A 26857-nucleotide genomic window follows, 5' to 3' on the forward strand; every position below is an offset into this window, starting at 1 on the left:
CAATGAGATAGAAAGTTGGCACGGGTCTTGTATTGTTCTTTGCGTAACAACTTAGCAGCAGGGCTTAGCCCGATTACATAAAATATGAGGATTACATTATGGGTATTTTTTCTCGTTTTGCCGACATCGTGAACGCCAACATCAACTCGCTGCTGGAGAAGGCGGAAGATCCGCAGAAACTGGTACGCCTGATGATTCAGGAGATGGAAGATACGCTGGTTGAGGTGCGCTCCACCTCTGCACGTGCGCTGGCCGAAAAGAAACAGCTGTCACGCCGCATTGAGCAGGCCACTGCCCAGCAGAGTGAGTGGCAGGAGAAAGCCGAGCTGGCGCTGCGTAAAGAGAAAGACGATCTGGCCCGTGCTGCGCTGATTGAAAAACAGAAGCTGACCGACATCATCACCACGCTTGAGCAGGAAGTCGTTCTGGTTGATGAGACGCTGGTGCGCATGAAAAAAGAGATTGGTGAGCTGGAGAACAAACTCAGCGAGACCCGTGCCCGTCAGCAGGCGTTGACCCTTCGTCACCAGGCGGCCAGCTCTTCCCGCGACGTGCGTCGTCAGCTGGACAGCGGCAAACTGGACGAAGCGATGGCGCGTTTTGAATCCTTCGAGCGTCGTATCGACCAGATGGAAGCCGAAGCGGAGAGCCACGGTTTTGGTAAGCAGAAGTCGCTGGATCAGGAGTTTGCCGAGCTGAAAGCGAGTGATGAAATCAGCGAGCAGCTGGCGCAGCTAAAAGCCAAAATGAAACAAGATATCCAATAATAACAAACGATGAATACTAACGGGCGGTGTGGGTTTATGCCGCCCCTCATCTGTAAGGAGTACACATGAGCGCGCTATTTTTGGCTATTCCTCTGACCCTGTTTGTACTGTTTGTCCTGCCGGTCTGGCTGTGGCTGCACTACAACAACCGCAGCGGTCGCGATGCGCTTTCGCAAAGCGAGCAGCAGCGTCTGGCCCAGCTCAATGACGAGGCAAAACGGATGCGCGAGCGGATAGCCTCTCTGGAAGCTATTCTTGATGCAGAGCACCCGAACTGGAGGGATCGCTAATGAATGACTTTTTTAATAAAAAACTGTGGCGAATTCCCCAGCGGGGAATGGTGAAAGGCGTCTGCGCCGGGATTGCTCACTATCTTGATGTCCCGGTGAAGCTGGTGCGTCTGATTACGGTTCTGGCGATGCTTTTTGGTCTGTTCTTCTTTGTCGTGCTCGCCTATATCATTCTCACCTTCGTGCTCGATCCGATGCCGGAGGGGGAAATTGACGGCGACGCTGCGCCGACCAGCAGCGAGCTACTCAATGCGGTAGATGCGGAGCTGGCCTCGGGGGAGAAGCGTTTGCGCGAGATGGAGCGCTACGTGACCTCTGACACATTCTCGCTGCGCAGCCGTTTCCGTCAGCTCTGATTTAATGACCTAACGAGGTAGATGATGAATAGCAAATGGCAACAGACCGGCAAAAAAGCCAAACCGGCACTGAAAATTGCAGGCAAGCTGGTGCTGCTGACCGCGCTGCGCTACGGCCCGGCGGGCGTAGCGGGCTGGGCAATCAAATCCGTGGCGCGCCGTCCGGTGAAAATGCTGCTGGCGCTGGCGCTGGAGCCAATGCTTAAACGCCTCGCGACGCGCGTATCGCGCAATATGAAATAGTTCTCTGGCGGCGCAACCTTTGCGCCGCTTGCTTTTGTTGGGAATAGATCCCACTGCACCTGCCGCCTTATACTCCTTCTCTTATTGAATCTTTCACTTCAGGGCAAAACAGGATGGCTATGAAGCGATTTAAATCTGAGCTTAACGCCCTTGTTAACCGCGGCGTCGACCGGCATCTGCGTCTTGCCGTCACCGGCCTGAGCCGCAGCGGCAAGACGGCGTTTATCACCGCGATGGTTCACCAGCTTTTGAATATTCACAACGGCGCACGCCTGCCGCTCTTCAGCGCCGTCCGCGAGGAGCGCCTGCTGGGCGTAAAACGGGTGCCGCAGCGAGATTTTGGCACCCCGCGCTTTACCTGGGATGAGGGCATTGCCCAGCTCTACGGTACGCCACCCGCATGGCCAACGCCGACGCGGGGCGTCAGCGAGATGCGCCTGGCCCTGCGCTACCGCTCGAATGACTCCCTGCTGCGCCATTTTACCGACAGCGCCACCCTCTATTTAGAAATTGTTGATTACCCCGGCGAGTGGCTGCTGGATCTCCCTATGCTGGCGCAGGACTATACCAGCTGGTCCCGACAGATGACCGGTATGTTACAGGGTCACAGAAAAGAGTGGTCTGCCCGCTGGCGTCAGCTCTGCGAAGGGCTGGATCCGCTGGCTCCGGCCGATGAGAACCGGCTGGCAGAGATTGCCGACGCCTGGACAGAGTATCTGCACCAGTGCAAGACCGAGGGGCTGCACTTTATCCAGCCTGGGCGCTTCATTTTGCCCGGCGAGATGGCCGGTGCGCCTGCGCTACAATTCTTCCCCTGGCCGGACGTTGATGAAACCAGTGAGGCAAAGTTAGCCCAGGCGGATAAGAGCAGCAACGCCGGGATGCTGCGCGAGCGCTTCAACTACTACTGCGAAAACGTGGTCAAAGGGTTCTATAAAAACTACTTCCTGCGTTTCGATCGCCAGATCGTGCTGGTGGACTGTCTGCAACCCCTTAACAGCGGGCCGCAGGCGTTTAACGATATGCGCCTCGCGCTGACCCAGCTAATGCAGAGCTTTCATTATGGTCAGCGGACGCTGTTTCGCCGCCTCTTCTCGCCGGTTATCGACAAGCTGCTGTTTGCCGCCACCAAAGCGGATCACGTCACCGTCGATCAGCATGCCAATATGGTCTCTCTGCTCCAGCAGCTGGTCACTGACGCCTGGCAAAACGCCGCTTTTGAGGGAATCGATATCGACTGCCTAGGCCTTGCGGCGGTACAGGCCACGGAGAGCGGCCTGGTTGACGTCAACGGTGACAAAATCCCGGCCCTGCGCGGGGATCGCCTCCGCGATGGCAAACCGCTGACGGTCTATCCGGGGGATGTCCCCGCCCGGCTGCCGGGACAGGCGTTCTGGGAGAAGCAGGGTTTTCAATTTGAGGCCTTTCGTCCGCGGGTGATGGATGTGGATACCCCGATGCCGCACATTCGACTTGATGCGGCGCTGGAATTTTTACTGGGAGATAAGCTGCGATGAACGAGCCAATCAAACCACGCGTCGATTTTACCGAACAGCCTGTAACGCCGGTGCGTGAGGATTTTAAGGCCGCCCAGGCGTTTAGCGATGCTGAGGCGGGGGAGTTCACGCCCCTGCAGGCGGAAGAGATACTGGCCGACACGCCGCAGCCGGAAGCCAGCGTCGAGGCGGCGCTGCGTCCCCGGCGCAGCCTGTGGCGCACAATGGTGCTGGCCGGACTGGCGCTGTTTGGCATCAGCGTGGTCGGACAGGGCGTGCAGTGGGCAATGGACGCCTGGCAAACTCACGACTGGGTGGCGCTGGGGGGCTGTGCGGCGGGCGCGCTCATCGTCGGCGCGGGGGTAGGCTCGGTGGTCGGTGAGTGGCGGCGGCTGTGGCGGCTGCGCCAGCGCGCTGAAGCCCGGGACGAGGCCAGCCTGCTGCTGCATAGCCACGGCACGGGCAAGGGGCGTGATTTCTGCGAGAGGCTGGCCCGCCAGGCGGGTATCGATCAGGCGCATCCTGCGCTGCAACGCTGGTACGCCGCTATTCACGAGACGCAAAGCGACCGGGAGATCGTCACGCTCTACGCCCGGCTGGTGCAGCCGGTGGTGGATGCCCAGGCCCGGCGTGAAATCAGCCTTTCGGCGGCAGGTTCAACGCTGATGATTGCCGTCAGCCCGCTGGCGCTGGTGGATATGGCCTTTATCGCCTGGCGTAATCTGCGGCTGATTAACCGCATCGCCAGACTCTACGGCATTGAGCTGGGCTATTTCAGCCGGCTACGCCTTTTTCGCCTGGTGCTGCTCAACATTGCTTTCGCCGGAGCCAGCGAGGTGGTGCGTGAGGTAGGTATGGACTGGCTGTCGCAGGATCTCGCCGCCCGGCTCTCGGCTCGCGCCGCGCAGGGCATCGGGGCCGGGCTGCTTACTGCGCGCCTCGGCATTAAAGCGATGGAGCTGTGCCGTCCGCTGCCCTGGCTGGAGGACGATAAGCCCCGGCTGGCCGATTTTCGCCGTCAGCTCATCGGCGAGCTGAAGGCCAATATGCAGCGCAGCGGCGCGCAAAAGCGTGATTGAACGTTTATCTTTACGCCATGGCGGTGGGTTTTCCACCGCTCTGTCAATAATTGTTGACAGACAGCTTCCTGACTGCGGATAAGTGTCTTATCATTCTTAAATACGTTGACTGTTTAAGGGTGGCAACTCCCATGCGTCTTGAAGTCTTTTGTGAAGACCGTCTTGGTCTGACCCGTGAGCTGCTGGATCTGCTGGTGCTCAGGGGGATCGATTTACGCGGCATTGAGATCGACCCTATCGGGCGGATCTACCTCAACTTTGCTGAACTGGAATTTAATGACTTCAGCAGCCTGATGGCCGAAATCCGCCGTATTCCCAGCGTGACCGACGTGCGTACCGTCTTGTGGATGCCCTCCGAGCGCGAGCACCGTGCCATGAGCGCCCTGCTGGAGGCGTTGCCCGAGCCGGTGCTCTCTCTGGACATGAAGAGCAAGGTTGAGCTGGCAAACCAGGCCAGCTGCCAGCTCTTTGGCCAGAGCCAGTCCCGGCTGCGCAACCATACCGCACCTCAGCTTATTAACGGCTTTAACTTCCAGCGCTGGCTGGAGGGGGATCCGCAGGCGTCGCACCACGAACACGTCGTTATCAACGGGCAAAACTTTTTAATGGAGATCACCCCGGTGCACCTTGAAGGCGAGCGTGGCGAGCCGGTGCTGATTGGCGCGGTGGTGATGCTGCGCTCTACCATTCGTATGGGCCGCCAGCTGCAGGATCTGGTCAGTCAGGACGCCAGCGCCTTTAACCAGATCGTGGCCGCCAGCCCGAAAATGCGCCACGTCATCGACCAGGCGCGTAAGCTGGCTATGCTTAGCGCGCCGCTGTTAATCGTTGGTGATACCGGCACCGGCAAGGATCTGCTGGCCCACGCCTGCCATCTTGCCAGCCCGCGTGCGGCGAAGCCCTATCTGGCGCTGAACTGCGCCTCCATTCCCGAGGATGCGGTAGAGAGCGAGCTGTTTGGCCATGCACCGGAGGGCAAAAAAGGGTTCTTCGAGCAGGCCAACGGTGGCTCGGTGCTGCTGGATGAAATTGGCGAGATGTCGCCCCGCATGCAGGTTAAGCTCCTGCGCTTCCTGAATGATGGTACCTTCCGCCGCGTTGGCGAGGATCACGAGGTTCACGTTGACGTGCGGGTGATCTGCGCCACCCAGCGTAATCTGGTGGAGCTGGTACAGAAGGGCATTTTCCGGGAAGACCTTTACTACCGTCTGAACGTGCTGACCCTGGATCTGCCTCCGCTGCGCGATCGTTCTCAGGACATCATGCCGCTGACCGAGCTGTTCGTGGCCCGCTTTGCCGACGAGCAGGGCGTGCCGCGTCCGAAGCTCTCTGCCGATCTCAGTAACGTCCTGACCCGCTACAGCTGGCCGGGCAACGTGCGCCAGCTGAAAAATGCGGTCTACCGTGCGCTAACGCAGCTGGAGGGCTACGAGCTGCGTCCGCAGGACATTCTGCTACCGGACTACGATGCGGGAACCGTGGCGGTAGGCGAGGAGGCGATGGAGGGTTCGCTGGACGATATCACCAGCCGTTTCGAGCGGTCGGTGTTAACTCAGCTCTATCGCAGCTATCCCAGCACGCGCAAGCTGGCGAAACGGCTGGGCGTATCGCACACCGCTATTGCCAATAAGCTGCGGGAGTATGGCCTGAGCCAGAAGAAGGGCGAAGAGTAAAACAAGAGAGCCTTCATCACTGAAGGCTCTTTTTTTAGTGCGGTTACGCTTTCTGCGCCAGGGCTTCCAGAGCAGCCTCGTAGTCCGGCTCGTTGGTGATCTCGTTCACCAGCTGGCTGAATACGACGGTGTCGTTTTCATCGATAACCACTACCGCACGGGCGGCCAGGCCTTTCAGCGCGCCTTCGGCAATGCCTACGCCGTAGTTTTCGAGGAAGTCGGCGTTACGCAGAGTCGACAGGGTGATCACGTTGCTCAGACCTTCCGCGCCGCAGAAGCGGGACTGGGCGAACGGCAGGTCGGCGGAGATGCACAGTACCACGGTATCTTTCATCTCGGTGGCGAGCTGGTTAAATTTGCGCACGGAGGCGGCGCAAACACCGGTGTCGATGCTCGGGAACACGTTGAGAACTTTGCGCTTACCAGCAAACTGCGCCAGCGTAACGTCGGTCAGATCCTTCGCGACCAGCGTGAAAGGGTGTGCTTTGCTGCCAACTGCCGGAATGGTGCCTGCAACAGAGACCGGATTGCCCTGGAAATGAACGGTTTGTGACATGAATATCTTCCTGTTTACATATAGTTAACGTCGCCGCTAGTGTACGTGATCGGCCTTAATCACGGCAAACCTATTTTTGTCCCGCTTTTCAACACTATACTTTTAACATTCCGTTAAAGGAGCAAGGAATGAGAACAGTTAAAGTCTATGAAGAGAGCTGGCCGCTGCATTCGCCATTTGTCATCTCCCGGGGCAGCCGCAGCGAGGCCAGGGTTGTGGTAGTTGAGCTGGAAGAGGAGGGGATAAAGGCGAGCGGAGAGTGCACGCCTTATCCACGCTATGGCGAGAGCGATGCGTCGGTTATGGCCCAGATCATGACCATCGTGCCGCAGCTGGAGAACGGCCTCAGCCGCCAGCAGCTGCAATCCCTGCTGCCGCCGGGGGCAGCGCGCAACGCCGTAGACAGCGCCCTGTGGGATCTGGAGGCCCGTCGGCTGGGCATCAGCCTGGAGCAGCATCTGGGCGTTATGCTGCCGGAGGACGTTACTACCGCGCAGACGGTAGTGATTGGTACGCCGGAGCAGATGGCGGCCAGCGCCGCCGCCCTGTGGGAAAAGGGGGCAAGGCTGCTGAAGATCAAGCTCGACGACCGTCTCATCAGCGAGCGGCTGGTGGCGATCCGTACCGCGGTGCCGGAGGCAACGCTGATTGTCGATGCCAACGAATCCTGGCACAGCGAGGGGCTGGCGGCGCGGTGTCAGCTGCTGGCGGATCTCGGCGTGGCGATGCTGGAGCAGCCGCTTCCCGCCAATAATGACGCCGCGCTGGAGAACTTTATCCATCCGCTGCCCATCTGTGCCGATGAGAGCTGTCACGCCCGCAGCTGCCTAAAAACCCTTGCCGGGCGCTATGAGATGATCAACATCAAGCTGGATAAGACCGGCGGTCTGACCGAAGCGTTAGCGTTAGCCAGCGAAGCGCGGGCGCAGGGATTTGAGCTGATGCTGGGCTGTATGCTCTGCACCTCCCGGGCGATCGCTGCGGCGCTGCCGCTGGCGTCACAGGCGCGCTTTGCCGATCTCGATGGCCCCACCTGGCTGGCGGTGGACGTTGAACCGGCGCTGCGCTTCACCACTGGTCAGCTTCACCTCTGATCCGTCCAGCGCAGCAGGCGAGTCATCGCCTGCAGATAGCGCTCGCTGGCTTCATCGTTTGATATCGGCGGCAGCTCGGCGGTGATGCAGTGCAGGCCAATATCGGCACACCAGCTGCCAAACGAGCCGGGCGTTTCGTAGCCGACGCTGCGCACTAGCGGCAGGGAAAAAGCGCCGGCGAGCCAGTGGCCCAGCGGGCTTTGCGCAGGATCTTCAATGCAGGCCAGCGGATCGTGAAACGAGACCACCCAGGCCGGATGCAGGCGGTGAATAAGCTGGCAGAGGCTTTGCGTTTCAGGTTCTGAACCCGGCGTATCACCGGCTAGAAGCACCACGTCACGGGCGCTCGCGGCGCTGTTCCAGCGGTAAACCGTCTCACCGGAACGCCAGTTGGCAGCGGGAAAGTTGCGGTTGAGATCGACCCCCTGAGCGTTGGCGCGCAGGCCAAGCTGACAGCCGTCAGGATTGACCGCCAGCACCACATGATGGTGGCGCAGAGCCGGTTCCAGCGTTCGCAGCGCGCAGGAGAGGGTCACCACTGCCGCGCTCTCGTCTCCGTGGGTACCGGCGAGGATCAGTCCACTCTCTCTGGAGGGGACGGGAGCCGGAAACCAGATAAGCGGCGCGCCGAGCCGCGAACGGCCATAGTGCTCCATTCCGGTAGCAAAAGCGCCCCGTTCGGCGCGTGGGCGTGAGGCGGTCATAGCAATCCTTTCAGACAGGGGATAGACAAAGTGTTAGGCAAAGCGCAGCGCTTTTCAAATTGTTTCATTAAGTATGAGAGCGAGACAGTAAATATCGCCTAATCTTGCTAAGCCGTTTGCATTTCTCCATGCGAAAACAAATAATTAACCCATCTTTTCGCCGGGCATTTAGCTATAGGGTCATCTTATGAAACATCCCGTCTCCCTCCTCTGTGCTGCGTTGTGGTTATGCGGTCTCTCTTCCCCCTCTTTTGCCGCGGACGTGCCCGCCGGAACCAGGCTGGCAGCGCAGCAGACGCTGGTGCGTCATATCAAAGATGAACCTGCCACCCTTGACCCTGCTAAAGCCGTGGGGCTGCCGGAGATTCAGGTGATCCGCGATCTCTACGAGGGGCTGGTGAACCAAAATGAGAAGGGGGAGATTATTCCCGGCGTGGCGACCAAATGGAGCACCAGCGATAACCGCACCTGGACCTTTACCCTGCGCAACGATGCCCGCTGGTCGGACGGGACGCCGGTCACCGCTCAGGACTTTGTCTATAGCTGGCAGCGTCTGGTGGATCCAAAAACCACGTCGCCTTTTGCCTGGTTTGCTGCGCTGGCTGGCATCGGTAATGCCCAGAGCATCATCGATGGCAAAGCCAGTCCGGACACGCTGGCAGTGACGGCGGTGGATCCGCACACCCTTCGCGTGCAGCTCGACAACCCGCTGCCCTGGTTTACCAACCTGGCTGCCAGCTTTGCCTTCTACCCGGTGCAAAAAGCCAACGTTGAGAGCGACAAGGCGTGGACCCAGCCGGGTAAGCTAGTGGGTAACGGAGCCTACGTGCTCAAGGATCGCGTCGTTAACGAGAAGCTGGTTCTGGAGCCTAACGCCCACTACTGGGATAACGGCAAAACGGTGATCAAATCCGTCACCTTTATTCCTATTAACCAGGAGTCGGCGGCCACCAAGCGCTATCTGGCGGGGGATATCGATATCACTGAATCCTTCCCGAAAAACCTGTATCAGAAGCTGCTTAAGGATATCCCCGGCCAGGTCTATACCCCGCCGCAGCTGGGCACCTACTACTATGCGTTTAATACCCAAAAGGGACCGACGGCGGACGCCCGCGTGCGCCTGGCCTTGAGCATGACTATCGATCGCCGCCTGATGGCGGAGAAGGTGCTGGGAACCGGCGAGAAGCCCGCCTGGCGCTTCACCCCCGACGTGACGGCGGGCTTCAAGCCTGACCCTTCGGATGCGGAGCACCTGAGCCAGGCCGAGCTGAACGTGCAGGCGAAAACGCTGCTCCAGGCGGCGGGCTATGGGCCAGGTCGTCCATTAAAGCTGACGCTGCTGTATAACACCTCAGAGAACCATCAAAAGATCGCCATTGCCGTGGCGTCGATGTGGCGGAAGAACCTCGGCGTTGACGTAAAGCTGCAAAACCAGGAGTGGAAAACCTATATCGACAGCCGCAACACCGGCAATTTTGACGTGATCCGCGCCTCGTGGGTTGGGGACTACAACGAGCCGTCTACCTTCCTGTCGCTGCTGACCTCCACCCACAGCGGCAATATCTCCCGCTTCAACGATCCGGCATACGATAAGGTAATGAAGCAGGCAGCGCAGGAGCCGACCGCGAAAGCGCGCAATGCCGACTACAACGCGGCAGAAAAAATTCTCGCGCGGGAAGCGCCTATTGCGCCAATCTACCAGTACACCAACGGGCGGCTGATCAAGCCGTGGCTGAAGGGCTATCCGATCAATAACCCCGAGGACGTGGCCTACACCCGGACGATGTATATTGTGGCGCATTGATGAGGAACGCTCTTGTTATGCCGACTATGAACGAACTTGCAAAAGATATCCTTTCATCGCCTGTGGTCGCCGAGCTGCAATCCCTGCGCGAAACCATCTGGTTCAATCCGGGCGTCAAGCCTGCGGAGGAGGGCCTCAAGCGCGTTGGGCTGACGCTTGCCGATGCTGAAGATGCCGAGGCCCGACTGTATCGCTTTGCACCGCTGCTCGCTCAGGCGTTTCCGGAAACGGCCGCTACGGCGGGCATCATCGAGTCCGATATGGTTCCGGTACCGCTGATGCAGGCGGAGCTGGAGAAAACGGGGCCGGTTGCAGGGCATATCTGGCTCAAGAAAGACAGTCACCTGCCGATTTCTGGTTCGATCAAGGCACGCGGGGGGATCTATGAAGTGCTGGCCCACGCGGAGACGCTCGCCCTTGAGGCTGGCCTTATCAGCACGACGGATGATTACAGCATCCTGCTCTCACCAGCGTTTCGCCAGTTCTTCAGCCAGCATAAAATCGCCGTAGGCTCAACGGGCAACCTGGGGCTTTCAATCGGTATTATTAGCGCCAGGCTCGGCTTTCACGTTACCGTGCATATGTCAGCCGACGCGCGCCAGTGGAAAAAAGATAAGCTCCGCTCGCACGGCGTGGAGGTGATGGAGTATGAACAGGATTACAGCGTGGCCGTTGAGCAGGGGCGTAAAGCAGCCGACTCCGATCCAACCTGTTTCTTCATCGATGATGAGAACTCCCGGACGCTATTCCTGGGCTATTCAGTAGCAGGCCTGCGCCTGCGCCAGCAGCTGCAGGATAAGAATATTACCGTTGATGCCGAACACCCCCTGTTCGTTTACCTTCCCTGCGGCGTAGGTGGAGGCCCTGGCGGGGTAGCCTTTGGGCTTAAGCTTGCCTTTGGGGATGATGTCCATTGCTTCTTCGCAGAACCCACGCACTCACCCTGTATGCTGCTGGGAATGAGTACCGGCCTGCACGATGCTATCTCCGTACAGGAGATCGGTATCGACAACAGAACCGCAGCAGACGGCCTGGCCGTTGGTCGCGCATCCGGGTTCGTTGGCCGGGCGATGGAGCAGCTTATTGATGGTTGTTACACGCTGAGCGATGAGTCGATGTATAACCTGCTGGCGATGCTGGATCGGACGGAAGGCATTCAACTTGAACCTTCCGCGCTGGCCGGTATGAGTGGGCCTCAGCGCATTACGGCGAATCGTTCTTACCAGACGCAGCACGCTCTCTCAGCCGAAACCATGGCTAACGCCACTCATCTGGTCTGGGCTACCGGAGGTGGGATGGTTCCTGATAAAGAGATGCAGGAGTACCTCGCGAAAGGGAAATGCGCGGACGAGCATCTCTGAATAGCGCTCCTTAACCGTTTTCACTGTGCGGGTCGAAGGCGTTTAGCTCTTTGGCATCATGGCTGCAAAAGAACGTGATCTCTTGCTTATAGCGAGCAAACAGCTCCCGTAACTGCTGTTGCGTCCGGTGTCTTGTGCCGTTATCCATCGCCATCATCCACTGATAAAAGCGCAGGCCCGGCGTGCAGTGGGGATTTTGCAGATCCATTTCGCCCCGGTAGAACCAGGCGTCACCCCCATGCAGTAACCACCCGTTTGGCTGGCTTACGGCAATACCCGCATGCCCCGTGGTATGTCCTGCCAGCGGTACCAGCAGGATTTCCGGTGGTAACCCTTTTAGCGCCGTAACCGCCTCAAAGCCGTACCATGACTCTCCCTGAGGTTGATAGCCTGTCCAGCCCGCGCTGCCGCTCCATTGGCTGGGCCGATAGCGCTCGCGTGCCAGCCAGCTGTGTCGCTGCTCTGCAGTATTGATCTCTGTTTGCAGCAGGTGTATCTGCGCGCCAGGAAAATCTGTCAGCCCACCCGCATGGTCAAAATCAAGATGCGTAAGAATGATATGTCGGACATCCTCTACCCGGAACCCGAGCGCTTCTATACGCGAACGGGCCGTTAGCGTTTCCCGCCTTTGAATATTATTCAGCACGCGAAAAAAGCCTGACAGCCGTTTTTCCGGCTGACGAACATCATCTCGTCCAAACCCTGTATCGACCAGCACCAACCCGTCCCGATCGGTTTCAATGAGCAGACAATGGCATACCAGATGCGCAAAAATGCCTTTACTAAAACCATCAAATAATGCGCCACCGACCGGACACATACACCCACAGTTAAGATGATGAACTTTCATATTTTCCTCTCGTTCATGTTTGATGGCCTGATTAATCATGTTAGGCCAAACATCACATTCTGCGAGAAGTATCGGTGCAGGGAGCGCCTGTTTCCGCGCCAGATGACAATATTGTCATACTTCTGACAGGTAGTTGAGGCAACCGGCGGGCGTAGGGTCAGCTCGCCGGGAGTTGATCCGGATGTGACTTTACGACGAGAAGAGTTCCACTACCTCTCCGCCCTCCTGCGCCAGACGCGCTAAATAGCGCGAGGCATCCAGAATCTGATAAGGGAAGTATAATCCAGGCGCTACCGGCGACTCGCCATCCAGCCCGACCAGCCGTTCAAGGAGCAAGGCTATCCCCATCCCTGTCAGCGGTGCCGCACCGCCCGGATGCACGACTGCATGGCGGGTGCGAAGCGTCTGTCCTGAGTGGTCGAGGCCAGAAATATCAAGGATGATCTCCGTCGATAATGCATCGCCTTTACGGCGGCTCGAGCTGACGCCCTGACCCAGGTCGAACTGAACGCTGTGCGCGCCGGTAGCGACGGCCAGACCCGTCACGTCGATTGAGGAGAAGCCGGTAGCGTTAATTTCAGTGCCGTCGAGCGCAGAGAAAACCGCTTTGGCGTCGTCGCCCTCACGCCATAGCCAGATACCATCCCGGAGCGTGAGCGCCTCCGGCAGCAGGTGGTTCAGATGTTCGAAATCAGCGGCTACCGCCGGCCCGCCGGTATCCTTTTCATCAACCAGCGCACCAATGCGGATTTCATACACTTCGCTGAATGATTTTGCCAGATGGAGCGCAGGCACCGTGGTGGCTCCTACCAGCCACTCATAGCCAAGCACGATCGCTGAGGCACCCGGTGCATGCATAAAGCTGGCAATTTCCGGGGCTATCTCAAATATCCCCGACGAGATACTCAGATGCGGTATGCCGCGCGACTGGGCGAAGCGGAGTCCGGCGAGGGCAGGGTCCTTATAGAGAACGACCACAGCGCTGACTTTTTGATCGCCAAGCCCCAGGTCAGCAGACGCCGTGTCCAGTGCGACACCCTGCGCAGGTCCCATTTCTGCCGCTGCGCTCTGCGCTTTGGTCAGGTCGCGGCCACCGACCAGCAGGGGAATATCGGGATAGAGGGCATGTATCGCCCGAGCGGCCTGGCGACCAATTGAACCGGAACCACCCATTAATAGAATCGGAGCTAATGACATAAGCGTGTCTCCTCGTTTAGATGATGAGCGACTAAGGGGTTGGAATTCGGGCTATGACCTTAATTTCAAAATCAAATCCAGCGAGCCAGGTAACGCCTACTGCTGTCCAGTTTGGATAGGGGGGATGTGGGAAAAGAGACTCTTTTACCTGCATGATCGTTGGAAATTGATTTTGCGGGTCGGTGTGAAACGTGGTGACATCAATCAGGTCTTCAAATGTGCAGCCCGCCGCCGCCAGCGTCGCGTTGAGATTATCAAAGGCCAACTGCACCTGAGCGGCAAAATCCGGCTCCGGTGTGCCATCAGTGCGGCTTCCCACCTGGCCGGAAACAAACAGTAAATCGCCGGAGCGTATCGCAGCAGAATAACCGTGCTCTTCATAGAGAGCATGTCGGCTGGCAGGGAAGATCGGTTCGCGTTGGATCATAGGGTTTCCTTTACTTTATTCAGGGTGAAAAACGTAAAGCACAACACGGACAGTTGATTTAATATACATGTCGTATGTCAAATTAATCACACATACGGAGCGTATGTCAAATGGAGATGGAGAAGATATGGTTACCAAACGCCGCGTCGAAACGATGGAAGAGAACCGCGCGAAACTGATAATGGCGGCGCGAAAAGCCTTTGCTGAAAAGGGCTTTGCCGCTGCATCGATGGATGAATTAACAGCCAGCGTTGGGCTTACCCGTGGCGCGCTCTATCATAACTTTGGCGATAAAAAGGGATTACTAGCCGCGGTGGTAGCCCAAATTGATGCTGAAATGGCACAACGAGCGAAGGATGAGGCCTCTCATGCCAGCGACGATTGGGAGAAGCTGCTGGCTGAAGGTGTCGCCTATATCAAGATGGCTCTGGATCCAGAGGTGAGACGCATCGTGCTGCTTGATGGCCCGGCATTTCTTGGCGATCCCGCCCAGTGGCCGGGGCAGATTAGCTGCCTTGACGCCACCCGCCAGACCGTTAAAAAAATGCTCGACTGCGGCGTTCTAAAAGCCGTGGATGCCGATGCCGCAGCACATATGTTAAACAGCGCTGCGATGAACGCGGCGATCTGGATAGCGGCCAGCAACGAGCCGGAGAAGGCACTGCCGAAAATTATTGCGGTGTTTACGCAACTGGCAAGCGGCTTACGTAATCCCGCTCCGCATTGTACTGCGTAAGGCACAACCCTGGACAGAGGCGTAGCCCAGTGCCGAACCTGATTATGACCGGGTTAACAAACTTCTCAACAAGTCTCCTGTAATCCAGCAGAACCTGCGAGGAACCCACCATAATTGGTAGGGATACACACATCCAGGAGACAATCATGAACGAGTTACCTAAGAACAATATCGACGAGTTCAAAACGCACTTCCATGGGAAAGTGATCCTTCCTGATGAAGCAGGCTATGACGAGGTGCGTCAGATCTGGAACGCCATGATCGACCGCAGGCCCGCACTGATCGCCCGCTGCATGTCGGCTGAAGATGTCGTCCAGGCTATCGAGTTTGGACGTACGCAGGATCTTCTCATCTCTATCCGCGGGGGTGGGCATAACATTGCCGGTAATGCCGTGTGCGACGACGGTCTGATGATCGATCTCTCGCTGATGAAGGAAGTGATAGTAGACTTGAATACCCACCGGGCCAGCGTTGAGCCCGGCTGTACGCTCAACGATTTTGATGAGGCAGCCCAGGCCCACGGTCTTGCCACGCCGCTGGGGATCAACTCGACCACGGGGGTGGCTGGCCTGACGCTCGGCGGTGGCTTCGGCTGGCTGAGTCGGAAGTACGGTATGACCATAGACAACCTGCTCTCCGTTGAGGTCGTCACGGCAGACGGTCGCCAGCTGCACGCCAGCGAAACAGAAAATGCGGATCTTTTTTGGGGGCTGCGGGGTGGCGGTGGCAACTTCGGGGTGGTGACGCGCTTCGAGTTCCAGCTCCATCCCGTCGGACCGGACGTGTTGAGCGGGCTTATCGTTTTTCCGTTTGCTGAGGCAAAACAGGTCATCTCACAATTTGCCCGGTTCACCGAGACGATGCCGGATGAACTCAACGTCTGGATGGTCACCCGTAAGGCCCCTCCGCTACCTTTCTTGCCCGAGGACGTTCACGGGAAAGAGATGGTCGCGCTGGCGCTGTGCTATGCGGGCGATCCTGAAGAGGGCGAGAAGCTGATCGCGCCGCTGCGCGGGTTTGGCACGGTGCTCGGCGAACACATCGGCGTGCAGCCCTACGTCAATTGGCAGCAGGCCTTCGATCCGCTGCTGGTAAAAGGGGCGCGCAACTACTGGAAGTCGCACAATTTCTCGCAGCTCAGCGACGGCGTTATCGATGCGATTATCGAATTCGCGGCCAGGCTGCCGTCACCTCATTGTGAAATATTTATCGGGACGATTGGCGGCCAGACGGCCAGCGTAGCGCCTGAAGCCATGGCCTACTCAAACCGGGACGCCAACTACGTAATGAATGTTCACGGTCGCTGGGATACCGCCGCCGAGGATGAGCGCTGCATTACATGGGCGCGAGAGTTTTTCGCTAGCTCGCAACCCTTTGCCAGCAGCGGGGCATACATTAACTTCCTCACCCATGATGAGACCGACCGCATCGCTTTCGCCTACGGTGCGACCTGGAATCGACTGGTGGAGCTGAAGAATAAGTACGACCCGACAAACCTCTTCCGGATGAATCAGAACATTAAGCCGGTACGGGGTTAGACACTCACCAGCGTGGTCTCAAACGTCAGGCCAGGCATCATCTGCGACAGGCCGTCGGTAAGCATCTTGCCGGCGGCGTGCAGCTCATCGAGAGGCATCTCCGGCAGGCTCTCCAGAATAAACCACATCTCTTTATCGGATGCGCTCAGACGGGTGCGAACGCCCTGACGCCAGTTCCAGCGGCGACAGGTTACGCCAATATCGTCACGCCAGATCGCTTCTCCCGGCTCGGGCGACTCGACGGTGGGCTGCCCCTCTTTCATGGCATCGAACGCTTCCGTACCCTCAGCAATGACCAAACGTGGTAAGCCGCTGTAGGCAGCGAAATTCTCTCCGCCCACCGGTACGGCATAGCGCAGGCTGACCGCGTTATAGAGATCGACGACCGGATCCAGCGCCGCCATGGTGCCATCACGCAGCACCCGTTTACGCAGTGCTTCAGCAGAGCAGGGGGTGCGCTTGGGCTTAGCGCCAAACGCCTTAAACACGTCACTCCAGGCGTTCAGATGGCTTTCGGCCCAGGCGGGTTGACCGTCAACCACCGCCTGACAGGCCTCTTTCAGCGCCTGCTCTCCAACCTGTAGATCACGCAGCGGAGCGGCTTTCACATAAATACTTAACGCACGAAAACCGGGAGCGATACGTGCCAGCTCCGGGCTAATTGACGGTAACATAGAAGACATCGCATAATCCTGTAATGACTGTTTTATTCTATGATATCGACCGATGACCAAAAAAGTCAATATAGCGACCATAAGCGGTGCCGACGTTGGCACCATCAATCAAGCGGTTTCCCAACGCATCAAGCTCTATCGCAGCCAAAAAAAGCTGTCGCTCGACGAGCTTTCGCGCCGCTCCGGCGTCAGCAAAGGAATGCTGGTGGATATCGAAGGCTGTAAGGCTAATCCCAGCATTGCGTTGCTGTGCAAAATCGCGGCGGCAATGAACGTCTCGGTCGCCGACATCGTGGACGTTGCCAGCGAGCCGACGGTACATCTTATCGACCGAAATGATATTCCCGTGCTGTGGCAGGGAGAGAAGGGCGGAAGCGCTAAACTGCTGGCCGGAACGCGCGGGCCGGATATGCTGGAGCTGTGGCAGTGGGTAATGTATCCCGGCGAAGCGTTTACTTCATCCGGACATCCGGCTGACACCTGTGAACTGCTGTTTGTTAACCGGGGCCAGCTAACGCTCCGGGTAGATGGGCGTGATTACGTCATTAACGAGGGGTGCTCGGCGGTGGCCAGAACCGATATCCCCCATGCCTATATGAATGAAACCAGCGACGCGCTCGAATTTACCATGACGGTGTATGAGAAGGGCCGCTGATATTTTCATAAAGACTGGATTATCCAGCGGCGCTACGCTTGCCGGGTTTACACCGTATAGATTCGGATATCGTGCCCGCGAAAGGCATCGGCGTAGGCTTTGCTGATATTCTCCTCAACGACCATGATGTCGATCTCGCTACAGGCGGCCACCACGTAGCGGGCTACGGCAGGGATCTTATTGGCAGTGAGCGCGACGATGGTCTCGTTGCACTGGGCGATCGCCGCTTTTTTAAATTCACAGTCAGCGTAGTCGAACCCCGTCAGGCCCGACTCAGGAGCCATCGCGCAGCCGCCGATAAACCCCTGGTCAAAGAGCATGCCCCGAATCTGGGTAATAGCTGGCATTCCTACGCAGCCGCCCGAGGCGCGCTGGACCTGGCCGCCAAGCATAATCACCTCATACAGCGGCTTTTTCAGCAGCGCCGCCGCAATCTCCGGTGAGTTGGTGACGACGGTGAGGGCCAGCTCGGCGGGGAGTGCCTCCGCCATCGCCAGATTAGTGGTTCCTGTATCAATAAAAATAGAGCTGCCAGACTTCACCAGCCGGGCGCAGCGCTGTGCGATTTTGCTCTTTTTGGCCTGGTTTTTCTCTTTCCGCAGGCTATAGTCCCCGGATTCAGGCAGCATCATGATGGCCCCGCCGTAAACCTTTTTACAGACCCCTTCATTGCTAAGCTCATGCAAATCACGGCGAACAGTGTGTTCTGACACCCCCAAGCGGACGGCCAGCTCGCTACAGAGTACGCGGCCATTCTCTTCAAGGATCTGCCTAATGAGCGCTTGTCGCTGCTCGGGTAAAGCTGCATAATCGAGCACGTTAACTCCTGAATAATTTCTGCATCGAGCAACAAAGAGCATAATCGTGCATTACACTTGCCTCGTCAAACGAATCTGCCCCTTACTTAAAAGAGATCCTGCATGAATGAGAAGCTAGCGACCCGAATCATTTTCTTTGTTGCCGGGCTGGCAACCGCCGCATGGGCGGTGATGGTGCCCTTCGCCAAACTGAATACCGGGGCCAACGATGCCCTGCTTGGCATCCTGCTGCTCTGTCTGGGGGGCGGGGCGATTATCTCCATGCCCCTGGCCGGGCCGCTGTCGTCCCGCTTTGGCTGCCGGAAGATCATCGGCTGCGCCGTAGCGATCGTTATTCTGTCGATGCCTTTTCTGACGCTGGCTGAAAGCCCGCTAAGCCTGGGGCTGCTGCTGCTGATCTTCGGTACCGGGATAGGTATGACCGACTGCGCCATGAATATCCAGGCGATTCTGGTGGAAAAAAAAGAGAATGTGCCGCTGATGTCCGGCTTTCATGGGATGTACAGCGTCGGCGGCATTGCCGGAGCAGGAATGATGACCGGCCTGCTCAGCCTGGGCCTCTCTATTCTGAGCGCCACGCTGTTAATTGTGCTGCTAGTCGCGCTGCTGGTCGCACTTAGCTTTCGCCATTTTCTGTCCTATGCTAACCCGGCTGAAGGCCCGGCTTTCGCTATTCCCAGAGGGGAGGTGCTGCTCCTTGGGGTGATCTGCTTTATTGTCTTCCTGGCCGAGGGGACGGTTCTCGACTGGAGCGCGGTCTATCTGGTTGAGGTCAGAAACGTGGCGGATTCGCTGGGCGGGCTGGGCTTTACCTGCTTTGCCGTGGCGATGACCGCCGGACGCCTCAGCGGCGATGCGATTATTGCCCGCGTTGGTCAGTTGCGCGTGGTTGTCTGCGGAGCGATCATGGCTTTCGCCGGCTTCTGCCTGATATTTACCGCAGCTTCCCTCGCTCTGCTGCTGGTGGGCTACCTGCTTATCGGTGCCGGCTGCGCCAACATTGTCCCGGTCATGTTTAGCCAGATTGGTAAGCAAACAAGCATGCCGCAGATGGTCGCCGTACCTGCCGTCACTACGCTGGGATATATCGGCGTGCTGGCCGGCCCAGCGATGATCGGCTTTATCGCTCACCACAGCTCGTTACCCCACGCCTTTGTATTTGTAGCTGCGCTGATGATTGTGGTACTGCTGCTCAGCGCTGTGCTCAACAAAACGATGAAGCTGCGGGAAGAGATGTAATAGGCCACAGGGACGGGGGGCTATCTATGAGTCCAGCTCATAAGCCCGTCCCTGGTTTACCCTCTAATCGCAGGCAAGGTGCCTCGCTATACTCTCAACCTCAATCACGTTGACAGTTAGCGGAGTAACCATGAACGAGAAATTTGACGGCAATAGCGTCTTCCCACGCGGAGAAAAAAACGAGGCCTACGCCCAGTATTTCACCGGCACCAGCTACCTCACCATGCTCTCTACTGAGGGGGTAAAGATTGGCAACGTGGCGTTTGAGCCAGGCTGCCGCAACAACTGGCATATCCACCACAAAGGTGGACAGATCCTGCTGGTGACCGGTGGTAGAGGCTGGTATCAGGCATGGGATCAACCTGCCCGCGAGCTCAAGACCGGCGACGTTGTGCATATTCCTGCAGGCGTAAAGCACTGGCACGGCGCAGCGCACGACAGCTGGTTTGCGCACATTGCCGTAGAGATCCCCGCCGAGGGCGCATCTAACGAGTGGCTGGAGCCGGTCAGCGACGAAGCATACAGCCAGCTCTCCTGAAAAAGCCGTCTGTTAAGGCTCCAGAAACAATCAGGCCGCAAACACGCTGTTGCGGCCTCTGTTTTTTGCCTGATATAACCCCTCATCGACGCGCTGAAACAGCGAGTCCAGGCTCTCCCCGGCCAGATACTGGGCGACGCCGACGCTAACGGTAAGCGGAGGGATATCTGGTATCGCCATCTTCTCTACCTCGGCACGAAGATCCTCTGCTGCCGTCAGCGCTGCAGCCAGGGCGGTATCGGGAAGCAGCAGCAAAAACTCCTCTCCATCCCAGCGAAAGACGAGGTGTTGTCTCCAGTCACTGAGCGCCTGAGCAAGATAAATTAACACCTCATCGCCTTTTTTGTGCCCATAGCGCTGGTTGATATTTCTAAAGCGATCGATATTCACCAGCAGGAGGCTGAAATCATTGGCCGCTGGAAGCTGCCTCTCAAGCTGCTGTACCGCCTCACAACGATTGAATAACCGGGTCAACGGATCCCGGCGTTCGGCACTCTCCAGCGCCTGCTCAAGATCTCTCTGCTCGCTCATATCATGGACGACACAGAGTATCAGCCGTTCGCCATAAATTTCGACGGGACCGACAGCAACCTGCACGTCACGAGTCGAACCATTGGCAAGACGGTGGGTGAAAGAGAGGGGTTTATGCCCGCCGGGCAGGTGAGCAATTTCCCCGACGATCGGCAACACATTACGACCGAGCGTATTGATCTGCCATATATGCATAGTGCAGAGCGTTTCATAGGTGTAGCCATAAAAGCGTAGCGCCGCGAGGTTGGCATCAACAATCTGTCCCTCCCGGGCAGGATCGACCAGCACGATAGGTGCAGACGTGGTGTAAAAGAACCGGGCATAAAACCCATTTTTTCGTGGTCGGTAGGCGGCTGAACTGCTCGCCTTTAATCCGGTGTTTCCGCGCGGCGTCAGGCCCTCAAAAACGATAACCTCGCCCCGATCATCAAGTTCTACCGCAGAGAGCTTACAGCTTAGCGTGCGGGTTCCGTCGTCAGCGGGGAGAGACCAGACCTCAATGATATCGTCCCGGTTTTTCAGGCTGGCGGCATAGCCCGTGAGGCGTCGATGCGCCACGGCAGAGAACTCGCCGCTGCGCATAGACGCCAGCGTCCCGTCTTTCGATAAAGACTGGGCCTGCTGATTAGCAAAAATGAGCTCTTCGCTTTCCGGCGCAACAATCCATATGGGGGTTGCTAACATATTCAGATAATCAAGATGACATGCCACTGTATGCTTCCTGTTTTTATTTTTTGCTGTATGTATGACTCAACGTAAGTTTTCTTGTTTACCATATCTGCTGATAAATAAAATATGAAAAAGTCATTTTTTCAACGATTTGTCATGTCTCGTTTGATTTGTACTCATTTTCACCACCTGTCACCTAATATATATTTTTAGGGTGAATGATTTAAGCGTAGCTTAAATCTATTTTAGATAAGTGGTTTCTGCTTATTATTAAGAAATCTTAAGGTTTCTCTGTATGATATATCTTGCTGAAAATAAAGGGCGCTAGCGAGAGATTTTGCTGTCTTAAGCTAAATCTTATGCATTTTAAAGTTGACTGCTCTGACATCCTGCAAATTGCTATTACTTAACGGCAAACATGTTATGAATTAAAAATAGAGATGAAAAAGCCATTTCCGGATGTTATAAAACTGATATCAATTACCGATGTACAATAGGGTTATTTTATGTTCCGAAATACAAGCGTGCGCACGTTCATTATGGTATGCCTGCTCGCTTCATTTGGGCTAATGGATATATTAGTGATCGTTCTCACGGAAAATAGCAACCTGGCGCTGCTGGTTTGCACAATATCTGCCTTAACCCTGATTTTTATGTGGTTGTACATGACGAACTATTTGGTCTCTCCCATCAATACGGTTAAAAAAAGTATTGATGAGGTAACGGCAGGGAATTTGTCCGTCACCATTCCGGCATTCGGTAATAACTGTGCAGGACGGCTGATCCCTGGCATTAACAGCCTCTCCAGTAATATCGCAACCCTGGTACGTGAAATTCGCGCTTCATCCCAGTCTGCCATGGATCTCTCCGACCAGCTCTCTGCCCGTAGCGCCGAGCTGTCGGTCAAGACAGAGGAGCAGTCTGCGGCGCTTATCCAGACGGCATCCAGTATGGAAGAGATGGCGGCCAGCACGAAAAATAACGCCAACAACACCCAGCTTGCCAGCCAGCAAGCAGACGAGGCGACCCGCTGTGCGCGTCAGGGTGGCGAGCTGATGACGCAGGTAGCGGCCAATATGCAGTCAATTACCGACTGCGCGCGTCAGATGACAGAGATTATCTCTCTGATTGATGGCATCGCCTTTCAGACAAATATTCTGGCGCTCAATGCAGCGGTAGAAGCGGCCCGGGCCGGGGAGCACGGTAAAGGTTTCTCGGTAGTGGCTGGCGAGGTGCGTCATCTTGCCCATCGCAGCGCCGAAGCGGCAAAAAGTATTAAATCCTTAATCGACGTCACGGCGCAAAACGTCACCCAGGGCGCAAACATCGTCGGCGAGGCGGAAAAGAATATGCTCGACATCGTCTCCGGCTCCGGACTGTTAAGCAAGCTAATGGATGAGATTTCGGTTGCCACGCTACAGCAGGAGAAGGGCATCGCACAGATCACCCAGGCGCTCTCCGAGCTGGAACGCGTCACGCAGAGTAACGCCACGATGGTGGATGAGCTGGCCGGATCGTCCGACGTGCTTAAACGTCAGGTGACCGACCTGCAAAGCAGAACGCGTAATTTCCGCCTGGCTCCCTCGGCACCCGCTGGCTCCCAGCTCTTTCCCCAGCAAATTCAGTGCGATGGCTAATTTTCAGATTACTTACTCGTGCCATACGGCTAGACTGTCACTATTAGCATGCTGAATGTGGAGGAGCCGTGGAGGCGATTAAGGGATCGGACGTCAACGTACCGGATGCGGTTTTCGCATGGCTGCTGGATGGCAAAGGTGGCGTTAAGCCGTTGGGCAACGATGACGTTATTGACGGCGCACACCCGTGCTGGCTACATCTAAACTATACCCAACCGGAGAGCGCCCAGTGGCTGGCATCCACGCCGCTGCTACCCAATAACGTACGCGATGCGCTGGCAGGGGAAAGTCTGCGCCCGCGCGTCACCCGGATGGGAGAAGGGACGTTAATCACGCTGCGCTGCATCAACGGCAGCACCGACGAGCGTCCCGATCAGCTGGTCGCCATGCGCCTTTATATGGACGAGCGCCTGATTGTCTCTACCCGCCAGCGTAAAGTGCTGGCGCTGGACGACGTGGTCAGGGATCTGGAGGAGGGGACCGGGCCTGCTGACTGCGGTGGCTGGCTGGTAGACGTCTGCGACGCGCTCACCGATCACGCCAGCGAATTTATTGAGCAGCTGCACGACAGGATTATCGACCTGGAAGATAACCTGCTCGATCAGCAGATCCCGCCGCGTGGTTTTCTGGCCCTGCTGCGTAAACAGCTTATCGTAATGCGCCGCTATATGGCTCCCCAGCGCGACGTCTATGCCCGGTTGGCCAGCGAGCGCTTTCCCTGGATGAATGACGATCAGCGTCGCCGGATGCAGGATATTGCCGACAGGCTGGGCCGCGGGCTTGATGAAATCGATGCCTGTATTGCCCGCACGGCGGTTATGACCGATGAGATCACTCAGGTGATGCAGGAGTCGCTGGCGCGCAGGACCTATACCATGTCGTTAATGGCAATGGTCTTTTTACCGAGTACCTTTTTGACGGGCCTGTTTGGCGTGAACCTGGGCGGCATCCCCGGCGGCGAGTGGCATATGGGCTTCCCGCTGTTCTGCCTGATGCTGGTCGTGCTTATCGGCGGCGTGACCTGGTGGCTCCATCGCAGTAAATGGCTGTAAAATTTCACATTTTTAACAAAATATGAACATAGAAACGCCGTTTTACTTGCGCGAAATCAATAAACTCACTGCACGCTTAAGGCAATATCTCTCTCGCAGGTGAATGCAACGTCAAGCGATGGGCGTTGCGCTCCATATTGTCTTACTTCCTTTTTTGAATTACTGCATAGCACAATTGATTCGTACGACGCCGACTTCAAAAAGTCGGCTTTTTTTTGCCTCCTGTTCATCAGCTTCTACCCTTAAAGGGAGCGATGCCATCACCAGGAGGTAAAACATGTCCAGCCTTACCTTATTGAATCCCACAGACTCTCTGCCCGCCGATCCGGTGCCTACCGATCCGGTCCCGGTTCCTGAACCTATTCCCCGGCCGCAGCCGCTGCCCGACCCGCCGCCTAACGAGGAGCCGATTAAAATGTCGCGTTAAAGAGGCAGATCTGAGAGGATACGCGCCTGCTGACGTAGCCTTTTACCGCGAGAAAATATTGTGACCGCTTTTTCAACACTGAATACCCTGCCCACAGCCCAGCTCGATAACCTCAATGAGCTGGGTTATCACACTATGACGCCTGTCCAGGCTGCGGCGCTGCCCGCGATCCTCGCCGGTCAGGATGTGCGCGTGCAGGCAAAAACCGGCAGCGGTAAAACGGCGGCGTTTGGCCTGGGACTGCTACAGCACATTGATGCCAGCCGCTTTCAAACTCAATCCCTGATCCTTTGCCCAACCCGCGAGTTGGCCGATCAGGTGGCGAACGAGCTACGTCGACTGGCGCGCTATATGCCAAATATTAAAATTTTGACGCTCTGCGGCGGTCAGCCTTTTGGCGCGCAGCGCGACTCGTTGCAGCACGCGCCGCATATTATTGTCGCCACGCCGGGCCGTCTGCTCGATCACCTGCAGAAGGGCACCGTTAACCTCGACGCGCTGCAAACGCTGGTGATGGATGAGGCGGACCGGATGCTGGATATGGGCTTCAGCGATGCCATCGATGAGGTGATCCGCTTTGCGCCAGCGTCGCGCCAGACGCTGCTCTTCTCTGCCACCTGGCCCGAGGCGATTGCGGCGATCAGCGGTCGCGTTCAACGCTCACCGCAAACCATCGAGATCGACACCGTGGATGCGCTGCCTGCCGTCGAGCAGCAGTTCTTTGAAACCTCGCGCCAGGGTAAAATCGGCCTGCTGCAAAAGCTGCTCAGCCAGCATCAGCCTGCCTCCTGCGTGGTGTTCTGCAATACCAAAAAGGATTGCCAGGAGGTGTGTGACGCGCTGAACGACGCTGGTCAGGAGGCGCTGGCCCTGCATGGCGATCTTGAGCAGCGCGATCGTGACCGGACCCTGGTCCGTTTTGCCAACGGCAGCGCCCGCGTGCTGGTTGCCACCGACGTCGCCGCTCGTGGTTTGGATATAAAATCCCTTGAGCTGGTGGTGAACTACGAACTGGCGTGGGATCCGGAGGTGCACGTCCACCGCATCGGCCGTACCGCCCGCGCCGGTAACAGCGGCCTGGCGATCAGCTTCTGCGCCCCGGAAGAGGCGCAGCGCGCCAATATCCTCGCCGAGATGCTGCAGCTGAAGCTGAACTGGCTCAGCGCACCCGCCAACGTCAAGATTGTGCCGTTGGAAGCGGAGATGGCGACTCTGGTGATCGACGGCGGTAAAAAAGCCAAGATGCGTCCGGGAGACGTGCTGGGTGCGATGACCGGTGATATGGGCTTAAACGGGGCGGATATCGGCAAGATCACCGTGCATCCGGCGCATGTCTACGTGGCCGTACGGCAGAGCGTGGCTCGCCAGGCGTGGAAGCAGTTACAGAGCGGTAAGATCAAAGGCAAGAGCTGCCGGGTGATGCTGCTGAAGTAGAGCAGGGCGGTAATAAACTCTCCGGCGGTAACCTGCCGGAGAGCAATGTGATTATTTCACTTCCAGCACGTTGAGGCGCAGGGCATCCAGCGGCGTCTCGTCCTCTTCCGGCTGCCAGCCCGCAGGTTGCACAGGAATGGATTCACGGTCAAACGCCAGATCGCCACCGTCCACCACTTCCGAACCGTGAGTAATACCCTTAAAGTCAAACAGCGAGATATCGCTCAGGTGCGACGGCACCACGTTCTGCATGGCGCTGAACATGGTTTCGATGCGGCCTGGGTAGCGCTTATCCCAGTCGCGGAGCATATCGGCGATCACCTGGCGCTGAAGGTTCGGCTGGGAGCCGCACAGGTTGCAAGGGATAATCGGATAGCCTTTGGCCTGGGCAAAACGTTCGATGTCCTTCTCCCGGCAGTAGGCCAGAGGACGGATGACGATATGCTTGCCGTCATCGCTCATCAGCTTCGGCGGCATGCCCTTCATTTTCCCGCCATAGAACATGTTCAGGAACAGGGTTTGCAGGATATCGTCGCGATGGTGGCCGAGGGCGATTTTAGTCGCGCCCAGCTCCGTAGCGGTGCGGTAGAGAATGCCGCGGCGCAGGCGTGAGCACAGCGAGCAGGTGGTTTTCCCCTCGGGGATCTTCTCTTTCACGATGCCGTAGGTGTTCTCTTCGACAATCTTATACTCGACGCCCAGCTGCTCCAGATAGGCAGGCAGAATATGCTCCGGGAAGCCCGGCTGCTTCTGGTCGAGGTTCACGGCCACCAGCGAGAAGTTAACCGGCGCGCTCTGCTGCAGGTTACGCAGGATCTCCAGCATGGTGTAGCTGTCCTTACCGCCGGAGAGGCACACCATAATGCGATCGCCTTCCTCAATCATATTGAAGTCGGCAATGGCTTCGCCCACGTTGCGGCGCAGGCGCTTCTGCAATTTGTTCAGGTTGTACTGCTCTTTCTTGTTAACTTCTTGTTGCTCTTGCATGGTGTGCTGTCTCGGTTGACCGGGT

28 protein-coding genes are annotated in these 26857 nt (G+C 57.2%); 19 read left to right on the top strand and 9 right to left on the bottom strand.

Features of this window, described 5'->3' with window-relative positions; translation table 11 throughout:
• Positions 1–98 precede the first annotated feature (98 nt).
• The 7 genes from pspA (at position 99) to tyrR (ending at position 5904) form a co-directional block, all read left to right on the top strand.
• Positions 99–767: a phage shock protein PspA gene (gene pspA, locus RTP97_RS01300; protein ID WP_312410159.1), complete on the top strand. Its 669-nt coding sequence runs from the start codon at positions 99–101 to the stop codon at positions 765–767.
• A 65-nt stretch (positions 768–832) separates the two neighbouring features.
• Positions 833–1057: an envelope stress response membrane protein PspB gene (pspB, locus tag RTP97_RS01305; protein WP_042394252.1), complete on the top strand. Its 225-nt coding sequence runs from the start codon at positions 833–835 to the stop codon at positions 1055–1057.
• Positions 1057–1413: an envelope stress response membrane protein PspC gene (pspC, locus tag RTP97_RS01310; RefSeq protein WP_312410161.1), complete on the top strand. Its 357-nt coding sequence runs from the start codon at positions 1057–1059 to the stop codon at positions 1411–1413. The genes pspB and pspC overlap by 1 nt, the downstream gene beginning before the upstream one ends.
• A gap of 24 nt (positions 1414–1437) precedes the next feature.
• Positions 1438–1656: a phage shock protein PspD gene (gene pspD / locus RTP97_RS01315; protein WP_103820060.1), complete on the top strand. Its 219-nt coding sequence runs from the start codon at positions 1438–1440 to the stop codon at positions 1654–1656.
• A gap of 119 nt (positions 1657–1775) precedes the next feature.
• Positions 1776–3173, top strand: a complete 1398-nt coding sequence (locus RTP97_RS01320; protein ID WP_312410163.1) for a YcjX family protein — start codon at positions 1776–1778, stop codon at positions 3171–3173.
• Positions 3170–4231, top strand: coding sequence for a TIGR01620 family protein (locus RTP97_RS01325; RefSeq protein WP_312410165.1), 1062 nt, complete (start codon positions 3170–3172; stop codon positions 4229–4231). Before RTP97_RS01320 ends, RTP97_RS01325 begins: the two co-directional genes overlap by 4 nt.
• Before the next feature lie 131 nt (positions 4232–4362).
• Complete coding sequence (tyrR, locus tag RTP97_RS01330; protein ID WP_312410167.1) at positions 4363–5904, top strand: transcriptional regulator TyrR; 1542 nt, start codon at positions 4363–4365, stop codon at positions 5902–5904.
• 43 nt (positions 5905–5947) lie between these two features.
• On the opposite strand, the gene tpx is transcribed toward tyrR, so the two are convergent.
• Entirely contained in the window at positions 5948–6460 is a 513-nt protein-coding gene (tpx, locus tag RTP97_RS01335; protein ID WP_312209575.1) for a thiol peroxidase, read from the bottom strand.
• A gap of 128 nt (positions 6461–6588) precedes the next feature.
• Between tpx and ycjG the strand changes: the two genes are divergently transcribed.
• Positions 6589–7554, top strand: a complete 966-nt coding sequence (ycjG, locus tag RTP97_RS01340) for an L-Ala-D/L-Glu epimerase (protein ID WP_312410169.1) — start codon at positions 6589–6591, stop codon at positions 7552–7554.
• Here ycjG and mpaA read toward each other — a convergent pair.
• Complete coding sequence (mpaA, locus tag RTP97_RS01345; protein WP_312410171.1) at positions 7545–8258, bottom strand: murein tripeptide amidase MpaA; 714 nt, start codon at positions 8256–8258, stop codon at positions 7545–7547. The two genes, ycjG and mpaA, sit on opposite strands and share 10 nt — an antisense overlap.
• A gap of 187 nt (positions 8259–8445) precedes the next feature.
• Between mpaA and RTP97_RS01350 the strand changes: the two genes are divergently transcribed.
• Both RTP97_RS01350 and dsdA read left to right on the top strand, forming a co-directional pair.
• Entirely contained in the window at positions 8446–10062 is a 1617-nt protein-coding gene (locus RTP97_RS01350; protein WP_312410174.1) for a peptide ABC transporter substrate-binding protein, read from the top strand.
• A 26-nt stretch (positions 10063–10088) separates the two neighbouring features.
• On the top strand, positions 10089–11423 hold the full coding sequence (dsdA, locus tag RTP97_RS01355; protein WP_312410396.1) for a D-serine ammonia-lyase: 1335 nt from the start codon (positions 10089–10091) through the stop codon (positions 11421–11423).
• A gap of 10 nt (positions 11424–11433) precedes the next feature.
• Here dsdA and RTP97_RS01360 read toward each other — a convergent pair whose 3' ends face one another.
• From RTP97_RS01360 to RTP97_RS01370, 3 genes are all read right to left on the bottom strand, one after another.
• Complete coding sequence (locus RTP97_RS01360) at positions 11434–12312, bottom strand: MBL fold metallo-hydrolase (protein WP_312410177.1); 879 nt, start codon at positions 12310–12312, stop codon at positions 11434–11436.
• A 150-nt stretch (positions 12313–12462) separates the two neighbouring features.
• On the bottom strand, positions 12463–13470 hold the full coding sequence (locus RTP97_RS01365; protein WP_312410179.1) for an NAD(P)-dependent oxidoreductase: 1008 nt from the start codon (positions 13468–13470) through the stop codon (positions 12463–12465).
• A gap of 31 nt (positions 13471–13501) precedes the next feature.
• Positions 13502–13897 (bottom strand): RidA family protein, encoded by a 396-nt coding sequence (locus RTP97_RS01370; RefSeq protein WP_312410181.1) that lies wholly within the window; start codon positions 13895–13897, stop codon positions 13502–13504.
• A gap of 127 nt (positions 13898–14024) precedes the next feature.
• Between RTP97_RS01370 and RTP97_RS01375 the strand changes: the two genes are divergently transcribed.
• Together RTP97_RS01375 and RTP97_RS01380 are read left to right on the top strand one after the other, a co-directional pair.
• A complete protein-coding gene (locus tag RTP97_RS01375; protein WP_312410183.1) occupies positions 14025–14633 on the top strand; it encodes a TetR/AcrR family transcriptional regulator in 609 nt (202 codons plus the stop codon).
• A gap of 146 nt (positions 14634–14779) precedes the next feature.
• On the top strand, positions 14780–16171 hold the full coding sequence (locus tag RTP97_RS01380; RefSeq protein WP_312410185.1) for an FAD-binding oxidoreductase: 1392 nt from the start codon (positions 14780–14782) through the stop codon (positions 16169–16171).
• Here the strand turns inward: RTP97_RS01380 and RTP97_RS01385 are convergent.
• Positions 16168–16854: a B3/4 domain-containing protein gene (locus tag RTP97_RS01385; RefSeq protein WP_312410187.1), complete on the bottom strand. Its 687-nt coding sequence runs from the start codon at positions 16852–16854 to the stop codon at positions 16168–16170. The genes RTP97_RS01380 and RTP97_RS01385 overlap by 4 nt on opposite strands.
• A 43-nt stretch (positions 16855–16897) precedes the next feature.
• Here RTP97_RS01385 and RTP97_RS01390 point away from each other — a divergent pair, with 43 nt between their 5' ends.
• On the top strand, positions 16898–17500 hold the full coding sequence (locus RTP97_RS01390; RefSeq protein WP_312410188.1) for a helix-turn-helix domain-containing protein: 603 nt from the start codon (positions 16898–16900) through the stop codon (positions 17498–17500).
• 47 nt (positions 17501–17547) lie between these two features.
• On the opposite strand, the gene RTP97_RS01395 is transcribed toward RTP97_RS01390, so the two are convergent.
• Positions 17548–18318 (bottom strand): DeoR/GlpR family DNA-binding transcription regulator, encoded by a 771-nt coding sequence (locus tag RTP97_RS01395; protein WP_312410190.1) that lies wholly within the window; start codon positions 18316–18318, stop codon positions 17548–17550.
• A gap of 102 nt (positions 18319–18420) precedes the next feature.
• On the opposite strand from RTP97_RS01395, the gene RTP97_RS01400 reads away from it, so the two are divergent.
• Positions 18421–19557 carry an MFS transporter gene (locus RTP97_RS01400; protein WP_312410192.1) on the top strand — a complete coding sequence of 379 codons (1137 nt, stop codon included), beginning with the start codon at positions 18421–18423 and terminating at the stop codon, positions 19555–19557.
• 130 nt (positions 19558–19687) lie between these two features.
• On the top strand, positions 19688–20095 hold the full coding sequence (locus RTP97_RS01405) for a cupin domain-containing protein (RefSeq protein WP_312410193.1): 408 nt from the start codon (positions 19688–19690) through the stop codon (positions 20093–20095).
• Between the two features lie 30 nt (positions 20096–20125).
• Here RTP97_RS01405 and RTP97_RS01410 read toward each other — a convergent pair whose 3' ends face one another.
• Positions 20126–21310 carry a sensor domain-containing diguanylate cyclase gene (locus tag RTP97_RS01410; RefSeq protein WP_312410398.1) on the bottom strand — a complete coding sequence of 395 codons (1185 nt, stop codon included), beginning with the start codon at positions 21308–21310 and terminating at the stop codon, positions 20126–20128.
• Positions 21311–21801: 491 nt separating this feature from the next.
• Between RTP97_RS01410 and RTP97_RS01415 the strand changes: the two genes are divergently transcribed.
• The 4 genes from RTP97_RS01415 (at position 21802) to dbpA (ending at position 25845) form a co-directional block, all read left to right on the top strand.
• A complete protein-coding gene (locus tag RTP97_RS01415) occupies positions 21802–22932 on the top strand; it encodes a methyl-accepting chemotaxis protein (protein ID WP_312410194.1) in 1131 nt (376 codons plus the stop codon).
• 68 nt (positions 22933–23000) lie between these two features.
• Complete coding sequence (gene zntB / locus RTP97_RS01420) at positions 23001–23984, top strand: zinc transporter ZntB (RefSeq protein ID WP_312410195.1); 984 nt, start codon at positions 23001–23003, stop codon at positions 23982–23984.
• 277 nt (positions 23985–24261) lie between these two features.
• Positions 24262–24411 (top strand): hypothetical protein, encoded by a 150-nt coding sequence (locus tag RTP97_RS01425; protein ID WP_186370524.1) that lies wholly within the window; start codon positions 24262–24264, stop codon positions 24409–24411.
• A 60-nt stretch (positions 24412–24471) separates the two neighbouring features.
• Positions 24472–25845 carry an ATP-dependent RNA helicase DbpA gene (gene dbpA / locus RTP97_RS01430; protein ID WP_312410197.1) on the top strand — a complete coding sequence of 458 codons (1374 nt, stop codon included), beginning with the start codon at positions 24472–24474 and terminating at the stop codon, positions 25843–25845.
• A gap of 51 nt (positions 25846–25896) precedes the next feature.
• Here the strand turns inward: dbpA and ttcA are convergent, their stop codons facing one another.
• Entirely contained in the window at positions 25897–26832 is a 936-nt protein-coding gene (gene ttcA, locus RTP97_RS01435) for a tRNA 2-thiocytidine(32) synthetase TtcA (RefSeq protein ID WP_312410199.1), read from the bottom strand.
• Between the last annotated feature and the right edge of the window lie 25 nt (positions 26833–26857).

Origin of the sequence: Pseudescherichia sp. (genome assembly GCF_031998825.1) — a bacterium.
Lineage (GTDB): Bacteria > Pseudomonadota > Gammaproteobacteria > Enterobacterales > Enterobacteriaceae > Pseudescherichia.

Bases quoted from the DNA above. Each gene is read 5' to 3' on its own strand.
- RTP97_RS01370 (WP_312410181.1), bottom strand. From the start codon at position 13,897: ATGATCCAACGCGAACCGATCTTCCCTGCCAGCCGACATGCTCTCTAT.
- pspD (WP_103820060.1), top strand. From the start codon at position 1,438: ATGAATAGCAAATGGCAACAGACCGGCAAAAAAGCCAAACCGGCACTG.
- mpaA (WP_312410171.1), bottom strand. From the start codon at position 8,258: ATGACCGCCTCACGCCCACGCGCCGAACGGGGCGCTTTTGCTACCGGA.
- RTP97_RS01415 (WP_312410194.1), top strand. From the start codon at position 21,802: ATGTTCCGAAATACAAGCGTGCGCACGTTCATTATGGTATGCCTGCTC.
- ycjG (WP_312410169.1), top strand. From the start codon at position 6,589: ATGAGAACAGTTAAAGTCTATGAAGAGAGCTGGCCGCTGCATTCGCCA.
- RTP97_RS01365 (WP_312410179.1), bottom strand. From the start codon at position 13,470: ATGTCATTAGCTCCGATTCTATTAATGGGTGGTTCCGGTTCAATTGGT.
- dsdA (WP_312410396.1), top strand. From the start codon at position 10,089: ATGAACGAACTTGCAAAAGATATCCTTTCATCGCCTGTGGTCGCCGAG.
- RTP97_RS01410 (WP_312410398.1), bottom strand. From the start codon at position 21,310: ATGTTAGCAACCCCCATATGGATTGTTGCGCCGGAAAGCGAAGAGCTC.
- pspA (WP_312410159.1), top strand. From the start codon at position 99: ATGGGTATTTTTTCTCGTTTTGCCGACATCGTGAACGCCAACATCAAC.
- pspC (WP_312410161.1), top strand. From the start codon at position 1,057: ATGAATGACTTTTTTAATAAAAAACTGTGGCGAATTCCCCAGCGGGGA.
- RTP97_RS01360 (WP_312410177.1), bottom strand. From the start codon at position 12,312: ATGATTAATCAGGCCATCAAACATGAACGAGAGGAAAATATGAAAGTT.
- tyrR (WP_312410167.1), top strand. From the start codon at position 4,363: ATGCGTCTTGAAGTCTTTTGTGAAGACCGTCTTGGTCTGACCCGTGAG.
- RTP97_RS01405 (WP_312410193.1), top strand. From the start codon at position 19,688: ATGAACGAGAAATTTGACGGCAATAGCGTCTTCCCACGCGGAGAAAAA.
- RTP97_RS01390 (WP_312410188.1), top strand. From the start codon at position 16,898: ATGACCAAAAAAGTCAATATAGCGACCATAAGCGGTGCCGACGTTGGC.
- ttcA (WP_312410199.1), bottom strand. From the start codon at position 26,832: ATGCAAGAGCAACAAGAAGTTAACAAGAAAGAGCAGTACAACCTGAAC.
- RTP97_RS01375 (WP_312410183.1), top strand. From the start codon at position 14,025: ATGGTTACCAAACGCCGCGTCGAAACGATGGAAGAGAACCGCGCGAAA.
- RTP97_RS01325 (WP_312410165.1), top strand. From the start codon at position 3,170: ATGAACGAGCCAATCAAACCACGCGTCGATTTTACCGAACAGCCTGTA.
- RTP97_RS01400 (WP_312410192.1), top strand. From the start codon at position 18,421: ATGAATGAGAAGCTAGCGACCCGAATCATTTTCTTTGTTGCCGGGCTG.
- RTP97_RS01380 (WP_312410185.1), top strand. From the start codon at position 14,780: ATGAACGAGTTACCTAAGAACAATATCGACGAGTTCAAAACGCACTTC.
- pspB (WP_042394252.1), top strand. From the start codon at position 833: ATGAGCGCGCTATTTTTGGCTATTCCTCTGACCCTGTTTGTACTGTTT.
- RTP97_RS01350 (WP_312410174.1), top strand. From the start codon at position 8,446: ATGAAACATCCCGTCTCCCTCCTCTGTGCTGCGTTGTGGTTATGCGGT.
- RTP97_RS01320 (WP_312410163.1), top strand. From the start codon at position 1,776: ATGAAGCGATTTAAATCTGAGCTTAACGCCCTTGTTAACCGCGGCGTC.
- RTP97_RS01385 (WP_312410187.1), bottom strand. From the start codon at position 16,854: ATGTCTTCTATGTTACCGTCAATTAGCCCGGAGCTGGCACGTATCGCT.
- RTP97_RS01425 (WP_186370524.1), top strand. From the start codon at position 24,262: ATGTCCAGCCTTACCTTATTGAATCCCACAGACTCTCTGCCCGCCGAT.
- tpx (WP_312209575.1), bottom strand. From the start codon at position 6,460: ATGTCACAAACCGTTCATTTCCAGGGCAATCCGGTCTCTGTTGCAGGC.